Source organism: Collinsella sp. An7, assembly GCF_002159335.1.
In the GTDB taxonomy this organism is placed as follows: domain Bacteria; phylum Actinomycetota; class Coriobacteriia; order Coriobacteriales; family Coriobacteriaceae; genus Coprousia.
On the sequence record NZ_NFHP01000012.1, the window covers coordinates 1 to 19655 of the forward strand.

At 64.2% G+C, this 19655-nt stretch carries 18 protein-coding genes; 7 read left to right on the plus strand and 11 right to left on the minus strand.

Features of this window, described 5'->3' with window-relative positions:
- Positions 1 to 280 precede the first annotated feature (280 nt).
- Positions 281 to 1294: a bile acid:sodium symporter family protein gene (locus tag B5G20_RS09665; RefSeq protein WP_087356705.1), complete on the plus strand. Its 1014-nt coding sequence runs from the start codon at positions 281 to 283 to the stop codon at positions 1292 to 1294.
- A 360-nt stretch (positions 1295 to 1654) separates the two neighbouring features.
- On the opposite strand, the gene B5G20_RS09670 is transcribed toward B5G20_RS09665, so the two are convergent.
- Positions 1655 to 2515: a methyltransferase gene (locus B5G20_RS09670; protein ID WP_087356706.1), complete on the minus strand. Its 861-nt coding sequence runs from the start codon at positions 2513 to 2515 to the stop codon at positions 1655 to 1657.
- A 57-nt stretch (positions 2516 to 2572) separates the two neighbouring features.
- Positions 2573 to 3715, minus strand: a complete 1143-nt coding sequence (locus B5G20_RS09675) for a methyltransferase domain-containing protein (RefSeq protein ID WP_087356707.1) — start codon at positions 3713 to 3715, stop codon at positions 2573 to 2575.
- Positions 3716 to 3936: 221 nt separating this feature from the next.
- On the opposite strand from B5G20_RS09675, the gene B5G20_RS09680 reads away from it, so the two are divergent.
- The 4 genes from B5G20_RS09680 to B5G20_RS09695 are packed head-to-tail and all read left to right on the plus strand — an operon-like array spanning position 3937 to position 7481.
- Positions 3937 to 6009, plus strand: a complete 2073-nt coding sequence (locus B5G20_RS09680) for a tRNA uridine(34) 5-carboxymethylaminomethyl modification radical SAM/GNAT enzyme Elp3 (RefSeq protein WP_087356708.1) — start codon at positions 3937 to 3939, stop codon at positions 6007 to 6009.
- Complete coding sequence (locus B5G20_RS09685) at positions 6002 to 7033, plus strand: fused MFS/spermidine synthase (protein ID WP_143750269.1); 1032 nt, start codon at positions 6002 to 6004, stop codon at positions 7031 to 7033. The genes B5G20_RS09680 and B5G20_RS09685 overlap by 8 nt, the downstream gene beginning before the upstream one ends.
- An 8-nt stretch (positions 7034 to 7041) precedes the next feature.
- Positions 7042 to 7212 (plus strand): type II toxin-antitoxin system RelE/ParE family toxin, encoded by a 171-nt coding sequence (locus tag B5G20_RS09690; RefSeq protein ID WP_087356709.1) that lies wholly within the window; start codon positions 7042 to 7044, stop codon positions 7210 to 7212.
- Positions 7213 to 7262: 50 nt separating this feature from the next.
- Positions 7263 to 7481: a HigA family addiction module antitoxin gene (locus B5G20_RS09695; protein ID WP_204207765.1), complete on the plus strand. Its 219-nt coding sequence runs from the start codon at positions 7263 to 7265 to the stop codon at positions 7479 to 7481.
- Between the two features lie 86 nt (positions 7482 to 7567).
- On the opposite strand, the gene B5G20_RS09700 is transcribed toward B5G20_RS09695, so the two are convergent.
- The 9 genes from B5G20_RS09700 to B5G20_RS09740 all read right to left on the minus strand — a co-directional run bounded on the left by B5G20_RS09700 (position 7568) and on the right by B5G20_RS09740 (position 18276).
- Complete coding sequence (locus B5G20_RS09700; protein WP_087356710.1) at positions 7568 to 10060, minus strand: DEAD/DEAH box helicase; 2493 nt, start codon at positions 10058 to 10060, stop codon at positions 7568 to 7570.
- A 295-nt stretch (positions 10061 to 10355) separates the two neighbouring features.
- A complete protein-coding gene (locus B5G20_RS09705; protein ID WP_087356711.1) occupies positions 10356 to 10871 on the minus strand; it encodes a pyridoxamine 5'-phosphate oxidase family protein in 516 nt (171 codons plus the stop codon).
- Between the two features lie 74 nt (positions 10872 to 10945).
- Complete coding sequence (locus tag B5G20_RS09710; protein ID WP_087356712.1) at positions 10946 to 12382, minus strand: ATP-binding protein; 1437 nt, start codon at positions 12380 to 12382, stop codon at positions 10946 to 10948.
- A complete protein-coding gene (locus tag B5G20_RS09715; RefSeq protein WP_087356713.1) occupies positions 12379 to 14247 on the minus strand; it encodes a TerB N-terminal domain-containing protein in 1869 nt (622 codons plus the stop codon). The genes B5G20_RS09710 and B5G20_RS09715 overlap by 4 nt, the downstream gene beginning before the upstream one ends.
- A gap of 192 nt (positions 14248 to 14439) precedes the next feature.
- On the minus strand, positions 14440 to 14886 hold the full coding sequence (locus B5G20_RS09720; RefSeq protein WP_087356714.1) for a hypothetical protein: 447 nt from the start codon (positions 14884 to 14886) through the stop codon (positions 14440 to 14442).
- Between the two features lie 282 nt (positions 14887 to 15168).
- A complete protein-coding gene (locus B5G20_RS09725) occupies positions 15169 to 15495 on the minus strand; it encodes an AzlD domain-containing protein (protein WP_204207766.1) in 327 nt (108 codons plus the stop codon).
- Positions 15492 to 16430, minus strand: coding sequence for an AzlC family ABC transporter permease (locus B5G20_RS09730; RefSeq protein ID WP_087356715.1), 939 nt, complete (start codon positions 16428 to 16430; stop codon positions 15492 to 15494). The genes B5G20_RS09725 and B5G20_RS09730 overlap by 4 nt, the downstream gene beginning before the upstream one ends.
- Positions 16378 to 17130, minus strand: coding sequence for a cyclase family protein (locus B5G20_RS09735; RefSeq protein WP_087356716.1), 753 nt, complete (start codon positions 17128 to 17130; stop codon positions 16378 to 16380). Before B5G20_RS09735 ends, B5G20_RS09730 begins: the two co-directional genes overlap by 53 nt.
- 219 nt (positions 17131 to 17349) lie before the next feature.
- Positions 17350 to 18276 (minus strand): HD domain-containing protein, encoded by a 927-nt coding sequence (locus tag B5G20_RS09740; RefSeq protein WP_239286965.1) that lies wholly within the window; start codon positions 18274 to 18276, stop codon positions 17350 to 17352.
- Positions 18277 to 18576: 300 nt separating this feature from the next.
- Between B5G20_RS09740 and B5G20_RS09745 the strand changes: the two genes are divergently transcribed.
- On the plus strand, positions 18577 to 19071 hold the full coding sequence (locus B5G20_RS09745) for a DUF6036 family nucleotidyltransferase (RefSeq protein WP_255377039.1): 495 nt from the start codon (positions 18577 to 18579) through the stop codon (positions 19069 to 19071).
- Entirely contained in the window at positions 19055 to 19591 is a 537-nt protein-coding gene (locus tag B5G20_RS10220; RefSeq protein WP_143750268.1) for a hypothetical protein, read from the plus strand. Before B5G20_RS09745 ends, B5G20_RS10220 begins: the two co-directional genes overlap by 17 nt.
- Positions 19592 to 19655: the final 64 nt, after the last annotated feature.

A 19655-nucleotide genomic window follows, 5' to 3' on the forward strand; every position in this document is an offset into this window, starting at 1 on the left:
GCGTTGGGCGGACGAGGGGGCGGCGCCGGGCGTGACGGCCGGCGGGGCGCCCGTCGGCGTGTCCGGGACGGGCTTCCCGCGACGCGAGCTGCAGGCGGTGCCGCCCGTGCAGGGTGGCTGGCCGCGAGAAGGCATCCTCCCCGCCGGTCAGGTGCCGCCACGTCACAGGCTTGTTTCGTCCGCTATCCCCGGCACCTTGCCGACACTTGCGGGCGTACCCTAGCGACGGTAGGTCACCATGGGCACATCGGGGCAAACGAGATGGGAAAGGGTAGAGCGCATGCAGCGTTTCAGGCGGCTGGGGGAGTTCATCGGCGGGCACATGCCCCTCATCGCGCCGGTCTGCGTGGCCTTGGGAGTGTTCTTTCCGCAGGTGTTCGAGCGCATCTCGTGGACGGTTCCCTATCTCTTTGCGCTCATCACCTTTCAGGGGTCGCTCAACACCACGCTCCGTCAGGTGGCGCGGACCTTCCGGCATCCGCGCGAGTTGCTCTGCATCCTCGCGCTTTCCATCGTGGTGCTGCCCGTGTTGGCGCGCGTGCTCGGTGGGCTCATCTTTTCTGACCCCGAGATCGTGTGCGGCATCGTGATCGAGTACAGCATCCCCGTGGCCGTGGTGAGCTTTATGTGGGTCGACATCTTCCACGGCAATGCTTCGCTCGGGCTTGCCGCGGTGCTGGTCTCCACGGTGCTCGCTCCCGTTACGATTCCCATCACCCTTCAGCTCCTCATGGGGGCGACGGTGCAGGTTGATACCCTCTCCATGATGCGCGACCTGCTCTTTATGGTCGCACTCCCGGCGGTCGCGGGCGTGATCGTTAACGAGGCGACGCATGGCTGGGGGCACGAGACGCTCTCGCCCAACCTCTCGCCCTTTTGTCGCGTGCTCCTGCTGGTGGTGATCATCTGCAACTCAACGGGTCTCTCAACCTACGTGCTCTCGCTCGATGCGATCGTGCTCGCTTCGGCACTCTTTATCCTCGTGTTCGCGAGCTTTGGTTTTGTGGCCGGTGTGGTCGTTGCCCGACTGCTCGATGCCCCGCTGCCCGACCTCTTTACCATCGTCTTCTGCGTGGGGCTGCGCAACATCTCGTCCGGTTCCGTTATCGCCACGGAGTTCTTCCCCGGGGCGGCGATCATCCCGGTCATGATGGGTACGCTCTTTCAGCAGATTCTTGCCGCGGTGGCGGGGAACGCACTCAGGCGCTTTGTGGGCGAGGAGCAGGATCGGCAGCGCGGGCGTCTGCGGGCGGCGCGTTTGCTCGAGCGGTACCGACGGCGTTCCCGCGGGTGACGGAAAACCCGCCGATACGGTGCCGGCGCGGGGAGCGGCCGCTACGGTCGTTCACACGGCGAAGTCTTTAGGACCTATCACCCATACTGTATATTTAGATAGAAATATACAGTATTTTGAATGCTTTTTTCTGCGGTGCGTCTAAGCGAGGGAATCGCGGTCGTGTCTGGCCAAAATCCGGAGTTTTCAACGATTCTTGAGGCGGTTTTGCGGGCGCTGGGAATGTTGCGGGCTCTTTCATTCTCAAAAGTGCAGGTCGTCTGTTATGCACGCGGGACCCATGCACTCGAAATCGTTGAAAACTCCGGATTTTGGCCAGAGAGGCGCTCCTGGGACCCACCGGCTTGTGTGGCGGGACTCCTACCGGGGCGATCGCTCGGCCCGGCGCGCCTCGCGCCGGCGGCGGTTGATGAGGTTGGTGACGGCTGCCTCCATGCCGAGCGGCACATAGGTGAGGCTCTCGAGGTCCTCTGGTAGATAGGCCACGAGGCTCTGTTCCGCGTCGTGCCCGCGGTCAATCTGCTCGGGCGTGGGCTCGGGGCCGGCGGCGGCGCAGATGCCGTAGACGCGGGCTCCTTGAGCCGCCAGGCGTCCCTCATATTCCGTCTGGGGAATGCCCGGGTGCTCCGCGCGCACATCGTTGGAGACCCAAAGCGTGTGGTAGCCCGCGGCATCCAGCTGCGTGAGGGCGTAATCGCGCAGGGGCTGGCTGTCGGTGCGGAGGGTCACGGTTCCATCCTGCGACAGGAGGCGCCGGTATACCAAGAGGTGGTCCACCGTGACGGTTCGCCTCTGGGCAAAGTGGCGCTTGGGGTAGGGTGTGGGAAAGTTCAGCGCAATGCTGGCGAGCTCGCCCGGGGCAAATACGCGCTCGAGCGCGCCGGCGCCGAGCGGGATAACGAGCGCGTTGGGCGCCGCCTCCTCAACGATGCGCTGGGCAGCGTAGACGATGCAGATAGGCTCGATGTCCATGCCTATGAAGAGCTCGCCGGGGTTGCGCCGGGCGGCCTCTACGAGATAGGACCCCTTGCCGCAACCGAGGTCGAGGTGGACGCGGGCGTAACGGGAGAGTGTGGGCGTGCTGCTGCCCATGCTGGGAAAGCATGCCTCCGCCCACCGGCCGGCAAACGCCTCGGGGTGCCCCTCGATGGCGGCGGCGTAACGCTCGATGCGCTCTTCGAGCACAAAGTTTCTTGGCGTTCGGATGTGGGTGAGTCCCATGGCGATCCTTGGAGTCGGCAGTCTGCGGCAGAAAGGGCGCGCGGACCTGCAGGGTCGCTAGGCGCGCCGCAAGATAAGATAGCGGTTGAGGGTGTCCGAGCGCCCGTCGGCAGAGAAACGGCAGATTTCTCGCGCGCCTACCGCTGACGCAGTTTGCGAGAGTCTGTCGAGCTCGGCCTCGTCGACGTGGTGGCAAAAGCGCAGTGTGTGCTCGTCGTTTTGCCAGCCGAGGAAGTGGTCTCCGGGTTCGAGGTCGGTGGGATCGAGGGCGGGCGTTGACGTTGTCTCGGTGACGCATCGGTCGAGGCGCTCGGCCTTGGCGGCAAGGCGCGCGTCGTCCATGAAGCGCCAGCACGAGAGGGCGATGACGCCGCCGGGTCGCGCAAGCGAGACCAGGAGCTCTATCAGGGCTTGGCGGAGGTTGGCGCTCGGCACGTGGTGCATAAACCCAAAACAACAGATGAGGTCGGCGAGCGGCGCGTCGATGCTGCTGCGAGTTGCGCGGGCCCCGCGTGAGAGCAATTCGTCCAAAATATCGAGCGACTGGTAGGAGGCGTGCAGGTTGCCGTGCTGCGTGAGGAGCGTGGCGGAGCCTACCTGCCCGTAAGGGGCTTGGCTCGGTGCGTTGAGGTCGAGCTGGCGTGCTGGTGCGGCATTGCGGGGCGCGGTGCCCGCGGTGGCCGAAGCGGGGCTGGCCGGTTGAGTGCTCGCGGTGGCGTTGGGTGCGTTGCCGGGGGCAATTGCCGCGGTGGCTGCCAACGCATCGCAGGTGTCGACGCCAAGATACGAGATGTTTGTGCTGGGGAGGTCCGCAGCGAGCGCCGAGGCGAGGCGCATGTTGCCGCAGGCGAGGTCGAGTACCTGCAGTGTTGCGGGGTCGGCGGAGGGTTGAGTGCAGGGAGAGTCCTCGAGGGACGATGAGGCAGTGAGGTCGGTGGCGGGCTGCCGCTCCGCGATGGTGTGGGCGCTTGGAGTTTTGCCTGGAGCCTCATGAGAGCTGCTAAATGGCGAGCTGAACTCGGCTGTCCACTCGGCACCTGCGCAGCAGTTCTCGCCGAGGCTCCAAGCGCGCCGCGCCGCCTCGAGCATTCGCGTCCAGCCCGGCCAGGGCGTTTGGCGCGTGGAGGAAAACGAGGCGGCATGCTCGCTATAGAAGCGATTGTTGAGCTCGATGAGCGCCCTTATGGTCTCGTTGCGCACGCGCCTCCTCCTCTCGGCCTGCTCTGGGGCTGTCGCACCATGATACCGCTGCGTGTCGGTGCGAGCGGAGCTTGCGTCATTCACTGCTCGGTCCGCTCGTCCGATCCACGGACCCGAGCAACCATAACACTCGTCGTGCACCAACTGCGTTGTTTTCGTCCGGCACCTGCATCCGCTCGGCTCGTCGGCGCGCAGTCGCGCCTTCCGATAGAATCGGGTGCATGGAAGAGATCATCACAGAGATACTGCGCCGGCTGCGGGCGGGCGAGACGGTGGACGACCGCGCGCTCGTCAAGCTCATCCATGCGGCTGCGCGCCGCTCCGGTGGGGACAAGCGTGCGTTTGCCAAGCGCCGGCTTCTGCCCTTCTACCAGCGCGTCAAGGCGGAGGAGCCTGAGCGCTGGGCTGCGTGGGGCGTCACGCCCGAGCTGGAGCGCGCGCTTGTCGCCGTGCTCCGCATGAAGCCGCGCCGCTCGGCCTCCGGCGTGGCTACCATCACCGTTATCACCAAGCCGTGGCCGTGTTCGGGCTCGTGCCGCTTTTGTCCCAACGACCTCGCCTGCCCCAAGAGCTACCTTGTCAACGAACCCGCCTGCGAGCGCGCGGTGCAGAGCCTCTTTGACCCGTACCTGCAGGTTTCGGCACGGCTGACGGCGCTCTCGCAGATGGGGCACGCAACGGACAAGATCGAGCTCATCGTGCTCGGCGGAACATGGAGCGACTATCCCGAGGCATACCAGACCTGGTTTGTGCGCGAGCTCTTTCGGGCGCTCAACGACGATGCCGTGGCCGGTACGGCGGCAAACCCGCTACTCCGGGGCTTTGCTGAGGATGGGGAGGCACCAAGCGCGGCGACGGACCCTGAGCGCCCCGGCGAGCGCGCAGGCAGCCGTGCGCCCGACCCGATCCCTGCAGGGGTTCGTGCCCGGCGCGCGTTCTACCGTGCGTGCGGGCTGCTCGACGCGGGGGAGCACGCGGGGGACGCCCGGCGCGCCGCCGGCTCTGCCGCCGCGGGCATCGACCCGGAGCTTTTTGCCCAGGCGCAAGCATCGGTAAACGCCGGAGAGCTTACCTACAACCAAGCCGTTACCCGGCTCTACGGCGGGAGTGAGGCTTGGCAACGCGCGGCGGAGATGCAGCGTGCGACCTTGGACGAGCTTGAGCTCGAGCAGCGCCGCAACGAGAGCGCCCGGCACCGCGTGGTGGGCCTGGTGGTCGAGACGCGGCCTGACACCATCACACCCGAGCGCCTGCTGCATATCCGCCGCCTCGGGGCGACCAAGATTCAGATGGGTGTGCAGAGCACCTGCCAGTGCATCCTCGACGCCAACAACCGCAACACCACAGTGGGGCAGATCGAGCGCGCGTTCTCGCTGCTCCGCCTCTTTGGCTTTAAGATCCACGCGCACGCCATGGTCAACCTGCTTGGCACCACGCCCGAGACGGACCGGGCGGACTACGAGCGCCTTGTGCGCGACCCCGCGTTTCTGCCCGATGAGGTCAAGCTCTACCCCTGTGCGCTCATCGAGGGGGCGGCGCTCTGCCGCGACTACGCAACGGGTGCGTGGCGGCCCTATGCGGAAGACGAGCTCATCGACGTGCTCTGCGCCGACGTGCGCGCCACGCCTGCATGGACGCGCGTCTCGCGCATGATCCGCGACTTCTCGACGGGCGACATCGTTGCCGGCAACAAGAAGCCCAACCTGCGCCAGCTGGTGGAGGGGCGCCTGCGCGACGAGGGGCAGGCGGGCGCCCCGCCGGTGGCAGAGATCCGCTTTCGCGAAATCGCGACGCGCGAAGTCGACCCCGAGGAGCTTTCGCTCGAGGTGATTGGCTACGAGACGGCGGTATCGCGCGAGCGCTTTCTCCAGTGGGTGACGCCCGAGGGGCGAATCGCGGGGTTCCTACGTCTGTCGCTCCCGCGCGCCGAGGCGGCCTGTGCGCTTGCTCGCGAGCTGCGCGAGGCGGGGTATGAGTCTCCCATTGCGTCCGGCGATGCGATGATCCGCGAGGTCCACGTCTATGGCTTGGCTGAGCGTGTGGGCGAGGAGGGTTCGGCGGCCCAGCACCACGGCCTCGGGCGCCGACTCGTCGAGCGGGCGTGCGAGATCGCGCGCGAGGCGGGGTATACCCGTATCAACGTGATCAGCGCGGTGGGTACGCGCGGTTATTACCGGCGGCTCGGCTTTGTCGATTGCGGTCTGTACCAGCGGCGCGATTTGTCTGATGGGATGGCTGCGGCGTGCGGCGAGCCAGGGCTCGCGACGCGTGAGCGAGGTGGATGCGATGTGTGAGCAGGTGCCAGAGCAGCAAGGGGGAGCGCGGCCGGACGTGTGCGAGGGTGCGCAGCCGGGATGCGTGCCCGGCTCATGCGCGGAGGCCCGCCAGGGCGCATTTCGGACGCTTGGCGTTGTTGCGGCGGTGCTCGTGGTGGCTGCGGCATTTCAGGCGGCGGTGTGGCCCGCTGAGGTGACGGCTGCCGTAGCCGTGGTCGTGGTGCTCGCGTTCCTAGGGCTGCACGTGCGCTCGCGGGTGGTGCGCACGCAGGCGGGGCTTGCCGTGGTGCGCGACCGCCGGATTCACGGAGAGCGTGTGCGCGTGCTTGCGCAGGGCGGCGTCTACCAGTCTGCCACGTACGTGGGCGAGCGCCGCTTTGAGCCGGTCTTTGCCTACCAACGAGCGTTTGAGACCATGTTCGAGGCGGAGGGCGCGTTCCGGGCGGTGCGTGGTCACGGCATCCGCCGCGTCCTTGCCATCGGTGGCGGTGGCTACGCGTGGCCCAAGTACGCCCTCACGCAGCATGCGGAGCTTGCGATGGATGTGGTGGAGATCGACCCCGCGGTAACCGAGGTGGCACGTCGGTGGTTCTATCTCGGGGAGGTGGAGGCGCTGGCAGGGGAGCGGCTGAGCCTGATTACGGCGGAAGGTCGAGCCTATCTCGGTGAGGCGGCCGACCGTGTGGCGCGTGGCGAGGCTGAGCCCTACGACGCCATCGTCAACGACACCTTCGTCGGGCGCGAGCCCGTCCGGGCGCTCGCGACCGTCGAGGCGGCGCGCGCGGCCAAAGCATGCCTTGCACCAGGTGGGCTCTACCTCACCAACGTTGTGAGCGCAGGCGATGGGGGAGACCTGGCCTTCCTGCGCGACGAGGTCGCTACGCTCTCCCAGGTGTTCGTCTGCGTCTCGGTTATCCCTGCGACGGACGATACCTGGAGTGGCGAGGACAACTACCTCGTCATCGCCTCGGATGCGGACTACGCGTTCGCTGGCGCCATCCCCTACGACACCGACTTTCTCGGCGAGCCGCTGCGCGACTAATCTGAGCAATGCTTTGCACGGGTTCCAGGCGACTTGCGCGATTGTCAGGCAGCAAGTTTGAGAAGTTGTCGGGCAACTGGGCCGGTCAGTACAGCATACGCGTCAACCAGCAATGGAGACTCTGCCTCGTGTGGAAGAATGGGGAAGCGAGGAAGGTTGAGTTCTGTGATTATCACTGAGTATCTATCGACACCGGGCGAGATTGTGAAGGAAGAGGTTTCTCGAGCCCTTGGGAATCAGCCAATACCGCCTCACTAGGGCGATTGGTAAGCCTGAACCAGCGATTTCTGAAATCATAAACGGCAAGCGCTCCATCACCGTTGAGATGGCATGGCTGCTTTCCCGAGCGTTGGGGACCACTCCGGATTTTTGGCTGAACCTGGAGCCGACCTATCAAATCAAGACGCTCGATTCGTCGAATATGCCCAAGGTTGCATTGATGGCGTAGCGCGAGGCTGGCAGCGTTTTCTCAAGAGGGGCTACGCCCCATGATGATGTCTTCGCGGCTTTGAAGGTGCGTTTCCAAGCGGCTTACTAGTGCGCTCCGGATGCTGCCCACTCGCGTACGCGTTCGCGCATGCCCCCGATGTCCAGCACGCCCTCGGCAAAACCCTTGCGCACGAGTTCTGCGGGTAGCAGCTCGTCGTACTTGTCGAAGTAGGGTACCTCGCTGGGGTAGACGAGCTCCACCGGGTCAAAGTCGCGCTCTGCCTCGTCCGCCACGACGGAGAAGAACGTCTCGGCGTCCGCCTTCATCTTGAACTGCAGAAAGTACGGTCGCGAGGCGTCCACGCCGGAAAGGCCCAGCTCCGTGGCGCACTTGATCTTGAGCAGCCGCTCGAGTGCCAGAAACGCGTAGCTCCCGAGCCAGGGCAAAAGCACCCAGGTGTCGCCACCAAGGTTGATGAGGGGTTCGGTCGCCGCGCCGGAGAGCTCTGCCGTGCGCCGCGCTTGGGCAAGCCGCGCACGAGCATTCTCGAGCAGGTAGGGGTACGTCTCGTGGCTGGCGAGTACTCGGCGCATGCGCTCGAGCACATGCGTGTTGATGTCTCCCGGGCAGTCGCCAAAGTACGCCGGCACGCGGCCCTTTACCTGCGTGCAGTAGACGAGGTGGCGCTTCCAGTCGACCTCCTCCACAACCCAGCACGCGCCCGCGATGGCAATGCGCTCTCCGGGCGGTGGCGGATTGACGATGGTGCCGAGTTCTGCGCTTTCGCAGCGCACCGTGAACTCCTCGTTCTCCTGAAAGACGGCGTAGAACTTGAAACTGTTGGTGTAGCGCTCGCCGGCAAGCCCCACGATGAGCCCTCCGCCCTCCGTCTGCTCGATATGGTCAGTCTCGATAAGGTGACGCAAGAGCACACGGAAGTCGTCGGCCGATACGCGGTGGAAGTAGCTGAGCGTGAGCACCCGTTGCGCGAGCTGGGCGGGGCTGAGCTCGCCGGTCGATGCGAGCGTGGCCATGGTCTGATGGTAGAGGAGGCTATAGGGCAGCCGGTCGAGGCGCGGGGGCTCGACCCACTTCTCCTCGCGGTAGAGCTCCACGAGGGCGATGCCCTGCAGGAGCTTCCAGGGGATGGTCTCGGGCATGGTTGTGCGAGGTTCGGGCTGCTCCTCGCGCATGACAAAGTGCATCTCGGGTGGGGTGCCACGGCGCCCCGTGCGGCCCATGCGCTGCAGAAAGCTCGACACGGTAAAGGGCGCGTCGATCTGAAAAGCCCGCTCGAGCCGGCCGATATCGATGCCGAGCTCGAGGGTGGCGGTGGTGACGGTGGTGTCGAGTCGATCGTCGTCGCGCATGATCTCTTCGGCGGTTTCGCGGAGGGCCGAGGAGAGGTTGCCGTGGTGGATGAGAAAGCGGTCCGGTTCGTGGTTGGCCTCGCAGTACGAGCGGAGCATGGTGCAGACGGCCTCGGCCTCCTCGCGCGAGTTGACGAAGACGAGGCACTTGGCGCCGCGCGTGCGCTCAAAGATGTAGCCGATGCCCGGGTCAGCATCGGCGGGTGCGCGGTCGGTGGGGGAGAGGAGCGCCTGCTCGTCGACGCGCGGGATGGTGACGGTGTCGTCGGGTAAGGACTCTTCCGGGCTTGCGGAATCCTCAGACGCCTTTGGGGCGGGGCCGGCCCCGTGCCGACGCGCGTGCGCATTTTTGTCGGAATCGGAGTCCGCGCTCGCCCCGCCCCGCCCATCATGTCCGGGCGCCGGAAGCACGGCATCGCCCGACCCGTGCTCGATGCGCTCAATCGCCACCACATCAGCCGCAATCGTGCCGTCCGCGCGCGCTGCAGCCCACTGCTCGTCGCGAGCGCGCTCGGTTGCCTGCGGGCCGGTGATGTAGAAGTGCTCCATGGAGAGGCGCCAGACGCGGCGTGGTTCCTCAAAACGTGGGATGACGCAGCTCCGGCCCGTGCCCGAGGCCAAGAGCGCCCCCGTGCGCTCGGGGTCGCCGATGGTGGCCGAGAGCCCGATGCGCCGCGGGTCGACCCCCGCCATGCGCGAGAGCCGTTCGATAAGGCAGAGCGTCTGACCGCCGCGGTCGCCGCGCAAGAGCGAGTGGACCTCGTCGATAACCACAAAACGCAAATCGCCAAAGAGCCGCGGCACCGCAGCGTGTTTGTGCATGAGCAGTGCCTCGAGCGATTCGGGCGTGATCTGGAGAATGCCGCTCGGTTCTTTAAGGAGCTTGCGCTTGTGCGAGGCGGCAACGTCGCCATGCCAGTGCCAGACGGGGATGTGCGCCTCCTCGCACAGGTCGTTAAGGCGCAAGAACTGGTCGTTGATGAGCGCCTTGAGCGGGCCGATGTAGAGCGCGCCCACGCTGGCCGGCGGGTCCTCGTCAAAGAGGGTGAGGATGGGGAAGAACGCCGCCTCGGTTTTGCCCGAGGCGGTCGAGGCCGTGAGAAGGACGTTCTCGTCGGTGTCAAAGATCGCCTCGGCGGCAGCAACTTGAATGGAGCGCAGGTTCTCCCACGCGTGGTCGTAGATAAAGTCCTGCACAAACGGTGCAAAGCGGTCAAAGACGCCCACGAGCCCTCCTCTCAAGCGAACATGTGTTTCACTATAGCACGTTTGCCGTGAGAGCTGAGGAGGATAGGACGAATTTTGGCCTTTGATGGCAAACGGTACAATCGGCGCGTAGTCTTGCCGCGCCCGCACTTGTTGGGGCGAGCCAGAATGCGCAGAAATGGGATTTCGCTATATGCCGTGCTCTAGGTTAAGAGCACGGCTATTTCAACATTCGCTCGATAAGAGCGTGGGACGCCGAGCACATGCGGTTTGCCAAGGTCATTCTTGTGTTAAGGAGGGGTTGCACGCCAGCCCGCTATTCCTGCCGTGCGTGGACGAGTTCGATGGCTTCTTTGCCGCTGAGGTGCTCGATCTGCATCTCGAGCATGGTGAGGATGCGCCAATCCTTCTCGATCTCCTCCGCCTCGCGCTCGGGCGTGGCCTCGGGCGCGTAGCGGCGCGCCAAAAGCTCGATGGCCGTGCGCTTCTCGGTCTCATCGTCAATTACGCGCATGTGCCCAAAGGCGATGACGCTCCTAAAGTAGGTGGTGTACTCCTCGGGCGCGATGGCGTCTTGATCGATCACGCAAAACGACGCCTTGGGCTCGCGCAGAATCGCGTCGATCTTGTGACCACTCCGGGCGCTATGGAAGATGAGGCGTCCCGTTCCATCGCCATCCTCAACGTAGACGTAGCTCAGCGGGACGGCGTAAGGGTACCCCTCGTCACCCAGGAGGGCGAGGGTCCCGGCGGTGTTGCGCTGGAGAATCTCGGCGCACGCTTCGGCTGAGAGCTGTTGGCGCTTGCGGCGCATGGGGCGAAAGTCGGTCATGGCTCCTCCATACCGTACGATGCTGGGTGTTCTTGCAGGTCATCATACCCTGCGCCAGATGGGTGCCCTTAGGTTTAAAGGATGAATTCTGCAAAATCGGCCGGATTGCGCGCGGCGGAACCGGGTGCCACCGACGGGGTGGTGCCGGGATTCGATGCGCGGGGTGCAGGTGTGCCAGTTGCCGATGGCGTGGCCTCTTCCGCAGCTACGCTCGCCCCGGTGGCAGCGGCACCAGTCCCGGCGGAGGAGCCCCCTGCACGCGCGGTGTCCTCGGTCGCCCCCTCACCGCTCAGAATACCTGCAACGGTGGCGTCGGGGTTTTGGTAGACGATGTCCAAAAGCTCGATAAAGTCGCGGATGACCTCGCGCGGGGTGAGGTGCGTATCCGCTCCCACCCGGCCAAACTCGATTTTGAGGAAGTCCACCAGATCGCTCTCGCCAAGGCGCGGCTCGTACCCAAAATAGCCGGCATGGATCTGCTGCAGCTTCTCGATGAGCACGAGCAGCTCCTCATAGGTGAGCGGATGGAGGTTGATGATGGGTGCCAGCATGTCGCGCATGCCCTCGCGGGCAAAACGCCCCTGCGTAAGGCGCGAGCGGAGCGCTTCGTACGAGAAGACGCCGCGCCGCCGGTCCTCTATGGACTGCGGCGTGCCCCCCATGATGATTCCCAGGTAATGCGCCTTGCCCTGGAGGGTGTCGTTATACATGGTGAGGATCTTCTCGTAGTTGTATTGGCGCGTGACGGTGTTGGGGATCTTAAAGAGATTCACGAGCTCGTCGATGAGCACAAGCATGCCGCGGTAGCCCGCCCCTACCAAAAAGCGCGCAAAGAGCTTGATGTAGTCGTACCAGTCGTCGTCGGTGATGATCGTGGTGGTGCCGAGCTCGGCGCGCGCCTCGCTCTTGGTGCGGTACTCGCCGCGCAGCCATTTGATAACGTACGCCTTCGATTCCTCGTCGCCCTCAAGCGACGCCTCACGATACCGGCGGAGCATACGGGCAAAGTCAAAGCCGTGCACCATCTCCTCGAGGGGAACGAGTACGTCGGAGGGGTCGGTCTGGCCGTTGTCGGTGCCCGCCTCGGGCGTGGTTGCGGCGACCCAGCGGTCGAGGATGAGGTTGAGCGCGCCGCCCTCGGGCCGCGTCTTGGTGGAGAGGTTGCGCACAAGCTCGCGATACGTGGCGAGGCCCTGCCCCTGACCGCCCTGCAGGCGCCGCTCGGGGGAGAGGTCGGCGTCGGCTACCACAAAGCCCTCGCCCATGGCGTGTGTGCGGATGGTCTGCAGGAGAAAGCTCTTGCCCGCGCCGTAACGCCCTACCAAAAAGCGGAACGACGCCCCGCCCTCGGCGATGAGCTCAAGATCGGTGAGGAGGGCGCGAATCTCGGTCTCGCGGCCCACGGTTATGTAGGGCAGGCCGATGCGCGGCACCACGCCGCCCTTGAGCGAATTCAAGATCACGGCCGCCACGCGCCGGGGTACGCGCGGCACAGTTGCGGTATCGGTCACGGTTGCATCAGCTCCCGAACGTCGTCTCGGTAATCATCAATAAGGCAGGGCCCCTCCGCGCCAAACTCAATGGCGGTATCGCCCAGCAGGTCAAAAAGCTTCTCGTTAATGCCATCCACCAGCAGGTCCTCCGAGGCACCCGCCGGCACAACCGGCATCTCGCCACAAAGCAGCGCCCGCAGATACGCAAGCTCATCCTCAGCTAGCGAAACAGCAGGAGCCACGGCAGCCCCAAACTGCTCATGTCCGGTCCCGCTAGAGCCAAGCGGCCCCTCCAGGTCGAGCTGACGTCCAACATCTTCTTTTTCACCTGAGAACGCGGGCGCCACCTGCTCGGTTTGAACAGCTTCGGACGGAGAGGGCCGATGAGCCTCGCGCGCAGTTCCGCAGGCGGCGCGCGGAGCAGCGCCGGCGAGGACTGTCTGAGCACGTGGCTCATCGGCCCTCTCCGTCCGAAGCGGCTCGGGTTGATCTCCAGCACCCTCGTCCTCACGCTCTTCATCCACGAGCAACGCCTCCCGCGTCTCAGCCGCCGCCGTGCGGATGCCCGAGAGCTTGGAGAGGTCGATGTCGATCACGCGGGGCGCATGGTCGCGCTTCCAGGTGAGCCAGGCGTCGATCTCGCGGTCGATGATCTTGGCGAGGTACTTGGGGCATGCCGCGTCGGTAAGGGTGGGCTCAAAGCCAAGCGCCTGGCGCAGGCGCCCGTCCACGGCGCGGGCAATCTCGCCCCAGCTCTTGCTGCGGCCTTGACCTCCGTAAATGCGCTGGCAGGTCCAGAGGCCCCCGCGGCACCGATAGCGGTGGATGGGGTCGAGCTCGTAATCGGCATCGGCGTGCGGATGCTCTTCAAAAAAGACGGCCGAGCCGAACATCGTATAGCCCATCTCGGCCTCCTCCCCAAAAGAGCTCTCCACCAGCCCGTGCGAGCGGTTTTTACGATAGTAGGTGAGCATGCGGACAAAGACCGTGCAGAGCACATGCCGAAAGTCGTCCGGGTGCTCAGCATACAGACGTGAATGGTCCACACGGTAGCCCGCATGGGCGGCGATGGCGTCAAACATCCTCTGTTCCGACGCAACATCGGGAGGCAGCGGAAGCGCGGGAGCGTTGTTGCGCCGACGGGTCTGCGCGCCAGGTGTGCCCGCGGGTTCGGGCTCCTCTGCCGCGTTTGAGTTCGCGGCAGAAAGCCAAGAGCGGAGCGGCGGGTCATAGGGCTCAAACGCTCGGGCGATGCCGATGAGCTCGAGGTCGAGTTTGCGGACCGGGTCGTCAGCCAGAAGCTCGGGGTCGAGTGCGTGATAGATGGCGAAGTCATGCAGCCAGACGCGGGCATTCCGGTCGATCCCCGTGTCGAAGGCGCGGTACGCCCTCCAGAATTCGCGGATCTTGGCAAACCCGTCGGCGGGGTCTTTCCACCCGATGCCGTTGAGCAGCTCGTAGAGGTAGATGCAGGCAAACGAGAGGCTCGTCTCGCGCACCTCGCCGCGGCGCACGGCTGCCCGCCAGGTAAAGTACCCGCGCAGTTGCCGGTCGCTCATGTCGTTGTAGGTGGGATAGTACGAGGCAAAGCGCCCGTGGTAGGGGCAGTCGTCCTCAAAGTCCTCCATAAAGCGGGCCTGACGGTAGAAGAGCTCAGCCTCCGAGAGCCAGCGTCCCCGCGCCTCACCAGAGCGCTCCTGCCAGCGCGAGATCCGGCGCATCTCGCGGTAGCGGTCGGGGAGGTAGTTCGCCATCTGGCGGCCGGTGCGCACGATGGGCTCGTCGCGGTAGACGCCGGTGGAGAAGTGCGAGCTCTGGCGCAGCCGCTCGTTGGCGTTCAACCGTGCGATGAGCTCGCGAATATCGACCGAATCCTGTCCCATGCCCGCACCTCCCGTCAGCCTTGTGGGCGAATCTCTTCATGATACCACAGAGACAAACAGATGTTCGGATAATCGAGGAGAATCATTAGGAGGGGAGGTGCGGTCTGGGCATCGCGCGCCCGGTTCGACTTGTGTTTATATGGGCGGTTGCTGACGCTCGTCCCGTGCCGCCCAAGAGCGCGACGCGCGACGTTAAGCGGCGTGCTCAGTTGGATGTTGCGCCGCAGCGACGGTGGCGGTGTCAGATAAGTCGCCCGGGAAGACCTCTTCCTTGGCGAGAATGCCGTCAAACTCCTCTGGAGAATAAGGTGCCACTCCGGCAAGGGAGCGCGCCGCGGCTTCTGCCGCGTCAACCTGACCGATGCTCCGCAGGTAGGATTGCGTGTCCAGCATCTGGCTTAAGGTGGCGAGCAGCCGCTTGCGCGCCATCCGGTCTGCAGGTGTGTGAACCGGTCGCTCCTCTCCCATCTCGTGGGCGAGGCGGTCCAAAAAGCGCTCGCATCGGTCAAAGTCGCTGAGCTCTAGACAGGTGGTCTTGATAACGCGGATATTGGGAAAGGCATCGCGATCGACCGGTTTGCTGAGCGGGTCGTCAACGATCTCGATCGCAAGGTTCTCGGGTGGAAAGTACAGCGCCATGGTCCCTCCTCGTGCCGCGAGGCGCTGCATGCGGCGCGCCTCATTGCCGTTAGCCAGAACGTAGCAGGCGCATCTAACCAAAATCTAACCGGTATCTAACCAAGATCTGACCGGCGCAGCTCACAAGGGGTGACGGTTATTTGAGAATAATGTGGGCCGTTGGCACGACCAAGAAGCGCTTTCTTCACCTTTCCTACATATCGGCAGGTAGACCTATGGGTCATTTGGGGACGTGTTCCAAGTGACCCATTTTGACCCCATCCCAAAATGGGTTACCCCTCCCTAGAAAACTAGGTTCACCAGCACCATGAAGACCGCCGTGCTTGCAAAGATGGAGATGAGCATGTTGTGCCACCGCTTGTAGAGCACGGCCGCCACGACGATACCCACAGCCTCGGGAATGCCGCGCGATCCGCTCAGGAGGTTGACATCCTTGAGGCAATAGACAACGAGCAGCCCAAAGATGGCTCCGGGTAGGGCGTGCCCGAGGTAGCGCACATAGCGCGGGGTTTCTCGCCCGTCGGGAAAAACAAGGAAGGGCAGCGCACGGGTGAGGACGGTCGCCGCACCCGCGGCAAAGATGGTGGCGAGGATCTGCAGGGTCGTCATGCGAGATTGCCCCCGTTCCCATGCTCGGCCAGCGAGCTTGAGTCACTGCTGTCGGCGCGAGATAACCTGCGTGCCGCAGGGGCGCATTCCGGCTGGGTGGCGTCGGAGGCGCGGGACTGCCCATCGGCCGCGATCGGGCCCTGCCCCAAAGCCCCGGCTTCCTCTGCCTCGGGATACGCCGGCTCAATGCGCGGGCGCATCATCGTCACCGCGAGCAAGATGAGCGCCGGCGCCGGGATCATAAATCCATCGGGACCAAAGGCAACAAGCGCTACCGCCGCGCACGCAATGCCTGCAACGGCACTCAGATGCTGGGAATCCTTCTCCCACTGATTGAGAAAGATCACCACAAAGAGCGCCGTCATGGCAAACGAAACGCCCTCGACCGAGGTTGCCGCCACCGCGCCGAAGATGCCGCCGAGGGTGCAGCCGGCCACCCAGTAGAGCTGGTTTAGGAGCGTCGCCCAGAACATGAACCAGCCGCGGTCGATGCCGGCGGGCGGCTCGGTGGCATAGGTGATGGAGAAGGTCTCGTCGCACATGCCAAAGATGAGGTAGGCGCGCTTGCGCCCGACGTTGCGGAAGCGCTCGAGCATCGAGAGACCGTAGAAGAGATGGCGCGCATTGACGATGAAGACCACGGCAAAAGTCGCAAGCGGGTTAAAGGCGCCCGCCAGCTGCGAGGCCACGACAAACTCGGCCGATCCGGCAAAGATGACGACCGACATGAGCGTGGGCACCCACCAGGGCAGCCCGAGCGAGCCGGCAAAGATGCCGCAGGTGATGCCAAGAAAAACGAACCCTGCGAGGATGGGGATGGTATGGGGAAAGGCCGTCCGGAGCGCTGCGACCGCGCGCTCGCCCCGGGCGGTGCAGGCGCGCTTACGCCACGGCGGCCACCACGCGGGCGGGGAGGCCCGTCGCGCCCTCGATATGCGGCCAGGTCACAAAGACGATGGCGCCCGTGGCGGGCACCTTGTCGAGGTTCGCCATGACCTCGACCTGCAGGTGGCCGTGGTCGAGCACCCAGCGCTCGCAGGTGAGGTCGCCGGTCTCGGCGGCAAGGAAGGAGGCGTCGGTATCGAAGGTCTCATGGCCGTTCATGCGGATACCGCGCTCCTCGTAGAGAAACTGGAGTGCTGGCAGCGACCAGCCGGGGCAGTGCTCGCCGCCCTCGGCGTCGAAGTTGTTGAGTGCGGCATTGTCCGGCCAGCGGAGGTACCAGTCGGTGCGCAGCGCCACAAAGGCTCCCTCGGGAATGCGCCCGTGCTCGGCCTCCCACGCCGTGATGTCCTCAACGGTAACGGCGGTATCGGGGCCTTCGGCCGCAATCTTGGGCGTGAGGTCGATAACGCACAGCGGCATGGCAGTGTGCTCAACGCCGTAGGCCTCGGAGCCCGGCTTGCCCGGGGTGAAGTGGCTCGGAAAGTCCACGTGCGTGCCAAACTGGCCGGGGAACTTGTGGGTATGGATACGGCAGGAAAGCATCTCTTCATCGTAGTCGAAGACCGTCTGGCAAAGCTCGACGGAGCCCTCGGGGATGCCCGCCCAGTAGGGGCTGTCGTTGGTGAGGGGGTGGGTGAGGTCGACCCACGTGGCGGATTGCAGCTTCTCGAGTTCGGGCCAGAGGCTCATGGGGTGCTCCTTTTTGGTCGGTTACCGTGCAGCCGGTTGGACGGCGAGGCGATGGGCCCCTCCACGACTGCGCTCTACTATCCTAGCCCTCGGTTTGGTTGCGATGGGGGATATGCGCGGTCGAAATCAATCATTCACCCACCGCGGGCGGTGAGGCGCGGGCGATTGGCGGGCGTCGGGGCGGTCAACGGGCGGTCGTGGCCTATGGGGCTTACCCGCCTATGCGCTCAGGCGCTCGTCCACCCAGGCGCGCAGGTGCCCATCCATACGGTTGAGGGTAAAGCGCGTCGCCGGGTCGTGGAACGCCTCGGCGATGCCATAGGGCCGCTCAAAGGCGAGGTAGAGGTCGCCCGCCTCGTCGGCAATCTCAAGACTCGCGGGATAGACGAGCTCGTAGGCAAAGCAGGCCCGGTTGACGAGCCCGTCGGCAGGCGTGTGCTGCTCCGCCCAGCTCATCGTGCGGTGGGAGAAAAACGCCTCGGCCGCGGAGGGGGAGATGATGCTCGAGAGCAGCTCGTCGGCGCTGATGCCCATGACGTTCTCGACCGTGTCGATGGCGAGCAGGTGCAGGATGTCGATCTTGTCGGCGTCGCGCACCAGGTCGCAAAAGGCCCTCGTGCGCAGGTCGAGCCCTTCGGGCAGGTGATGCTCGCTGTGGTGGGCCACGGCGGCACGAATGAGGTCATCGAGGGCTGGGTCGTCGCAGAACGCTCGGATGAAGCCGTGCGCGCGAGCGTGGGCGCGAAAGTAGTCATCCTCCGCGAGCACGCACTCCGATGCGGCGGGGTTTGCGGTGAACGCCGGGTCGGTCAGATGGGAGGCCCCCTCAAAGAGCACGTCGACGCCAAGCGCGGCGTGGGGCGCGGAGCGGCGGTCGTTAAAGGTTCCCCAGCGTCTGACCTGCTCAAAGCGCCCGATATCGTGAAGCAGCCCGCAGAGCCAGGCAAGGTCGATGCCCGCGGGCGTAAAGCCTGACGCCTCGGCGATGCGCGCGCAGAGCTCGGCTACGCGCAGCGTGTGGTCGACCTTGAGGGCGATACGCGGGTCGGTTGCGTCGTAGGGCTCCACGTAGGCGGCGAAGGCGGCGCGCGCTAGTTCGCGGTTGATCGCGGCCGGCATCGCGGAAAGCTCGTCGTTGTTCGTCATCGAACCACCCCGTTAGCAGTTTTAGCCAGAACCCATCTGGTCAGCGTTTCATTCCGTTTGCCAATTGTATCGGGTATCTGTTTTGCCGTTTGCGGCGGTGGTTCCGTTGGACGATGACCGTGGTCGGCATCGAGAACGAGCTGGTGCAGTTGCCTGTGTTCTCGTCTTGTCTCGCATGGCCGTCAATACTATTAGTTAAGATGAATAATAGTAAAAGAGGGGATGTGCTATGGAACTAGGGGTGAAACGGTTAACTAAGCTGTTGCTGGATTGAGATGAAGGGGCTCGACTCGTGTTCGGGTGTTTGGAAGAGAAGATGCCCCTTGTGATTGTGGCGGCAGTGCCTTCATCCTGAATCGGATAACCAAGAGGCCGGTAACCCATGATGTGGACATCCTGAGCGTAGATCAACACCTGATGGATATCGTGGCGGCGTACCCGGAGCTGAACGGTAACGTTGCTGCTTTTGGCGATACCATTCCGTACCGTTACGAAGACCGTTTGGTGCCCCTCGATTTGTCAACGACTACGGTGGCATATTACGCGCCTTCACTTGAGGATCTTGCGGTCATGAAGCTATATGCATGGAGGCCAAATGACATCGCTGATCTTACGAGCGCAGATTTTCTTGCGAAGGTGGATTGGAAGCAGCTTGACTATCTTGTGATGGATGCGGGCGAGGCGAGAGCATCGTGTCTTTCGGATAGAAGGTACAACGAAATGCTTGCTACGTATCGGCGCTATGTGCGCGAGTGGCGCGACAAGGGGGAGGCTGTCGATGAATCTAACTTTTAAGGGCTTTTTAAGGCAGTATTGTCAGGAGCTTGCGGGAGAAGAAGCCACAAGTCTAAAAAGGCTCGCAGAACGTGCCGCCTCCGATGTCCCGCGTGTTGCTGAGCCATTGCTGCTGTTTGCCGCAAAGCAAGACAAAACCGACTATTTGAAACGCTTGTCAGCGGGGACATGGCTGGAAGTCGAGTTTGACTCTGCATCTGCAGAGATTCCTAAAGATGGCGGGTCATTGGAAGATGCGCTGGAGCGAGGCGACTTGCCGCCGCGCTATGAGCAGGTATGGCATGCCTATATTGCCAGGCGGCATGCCGTGGATGCAGACCGGAGGGTCATCGGGCTCATGCGCGAGAAAATCAACGACGCTATAGCTCGAAGCGGAGCGACCTGTTACCGGGTCAGCAAGGAATTGGGGCTCAACCAAGGCAATGTGTATGCCTATCTACATGGAGGTGACAACTCTAAGGTGAGCCGCGCAACGGCGAGAAGAATCTACCGCCATGTTGTGGAGGGTGAGGCGGCGTAGGCGGTTGCGGTGCCGCATGGGCTCTGATCGCTAGACAGGTGCCAGACGAATAGAAAGGAGGCCC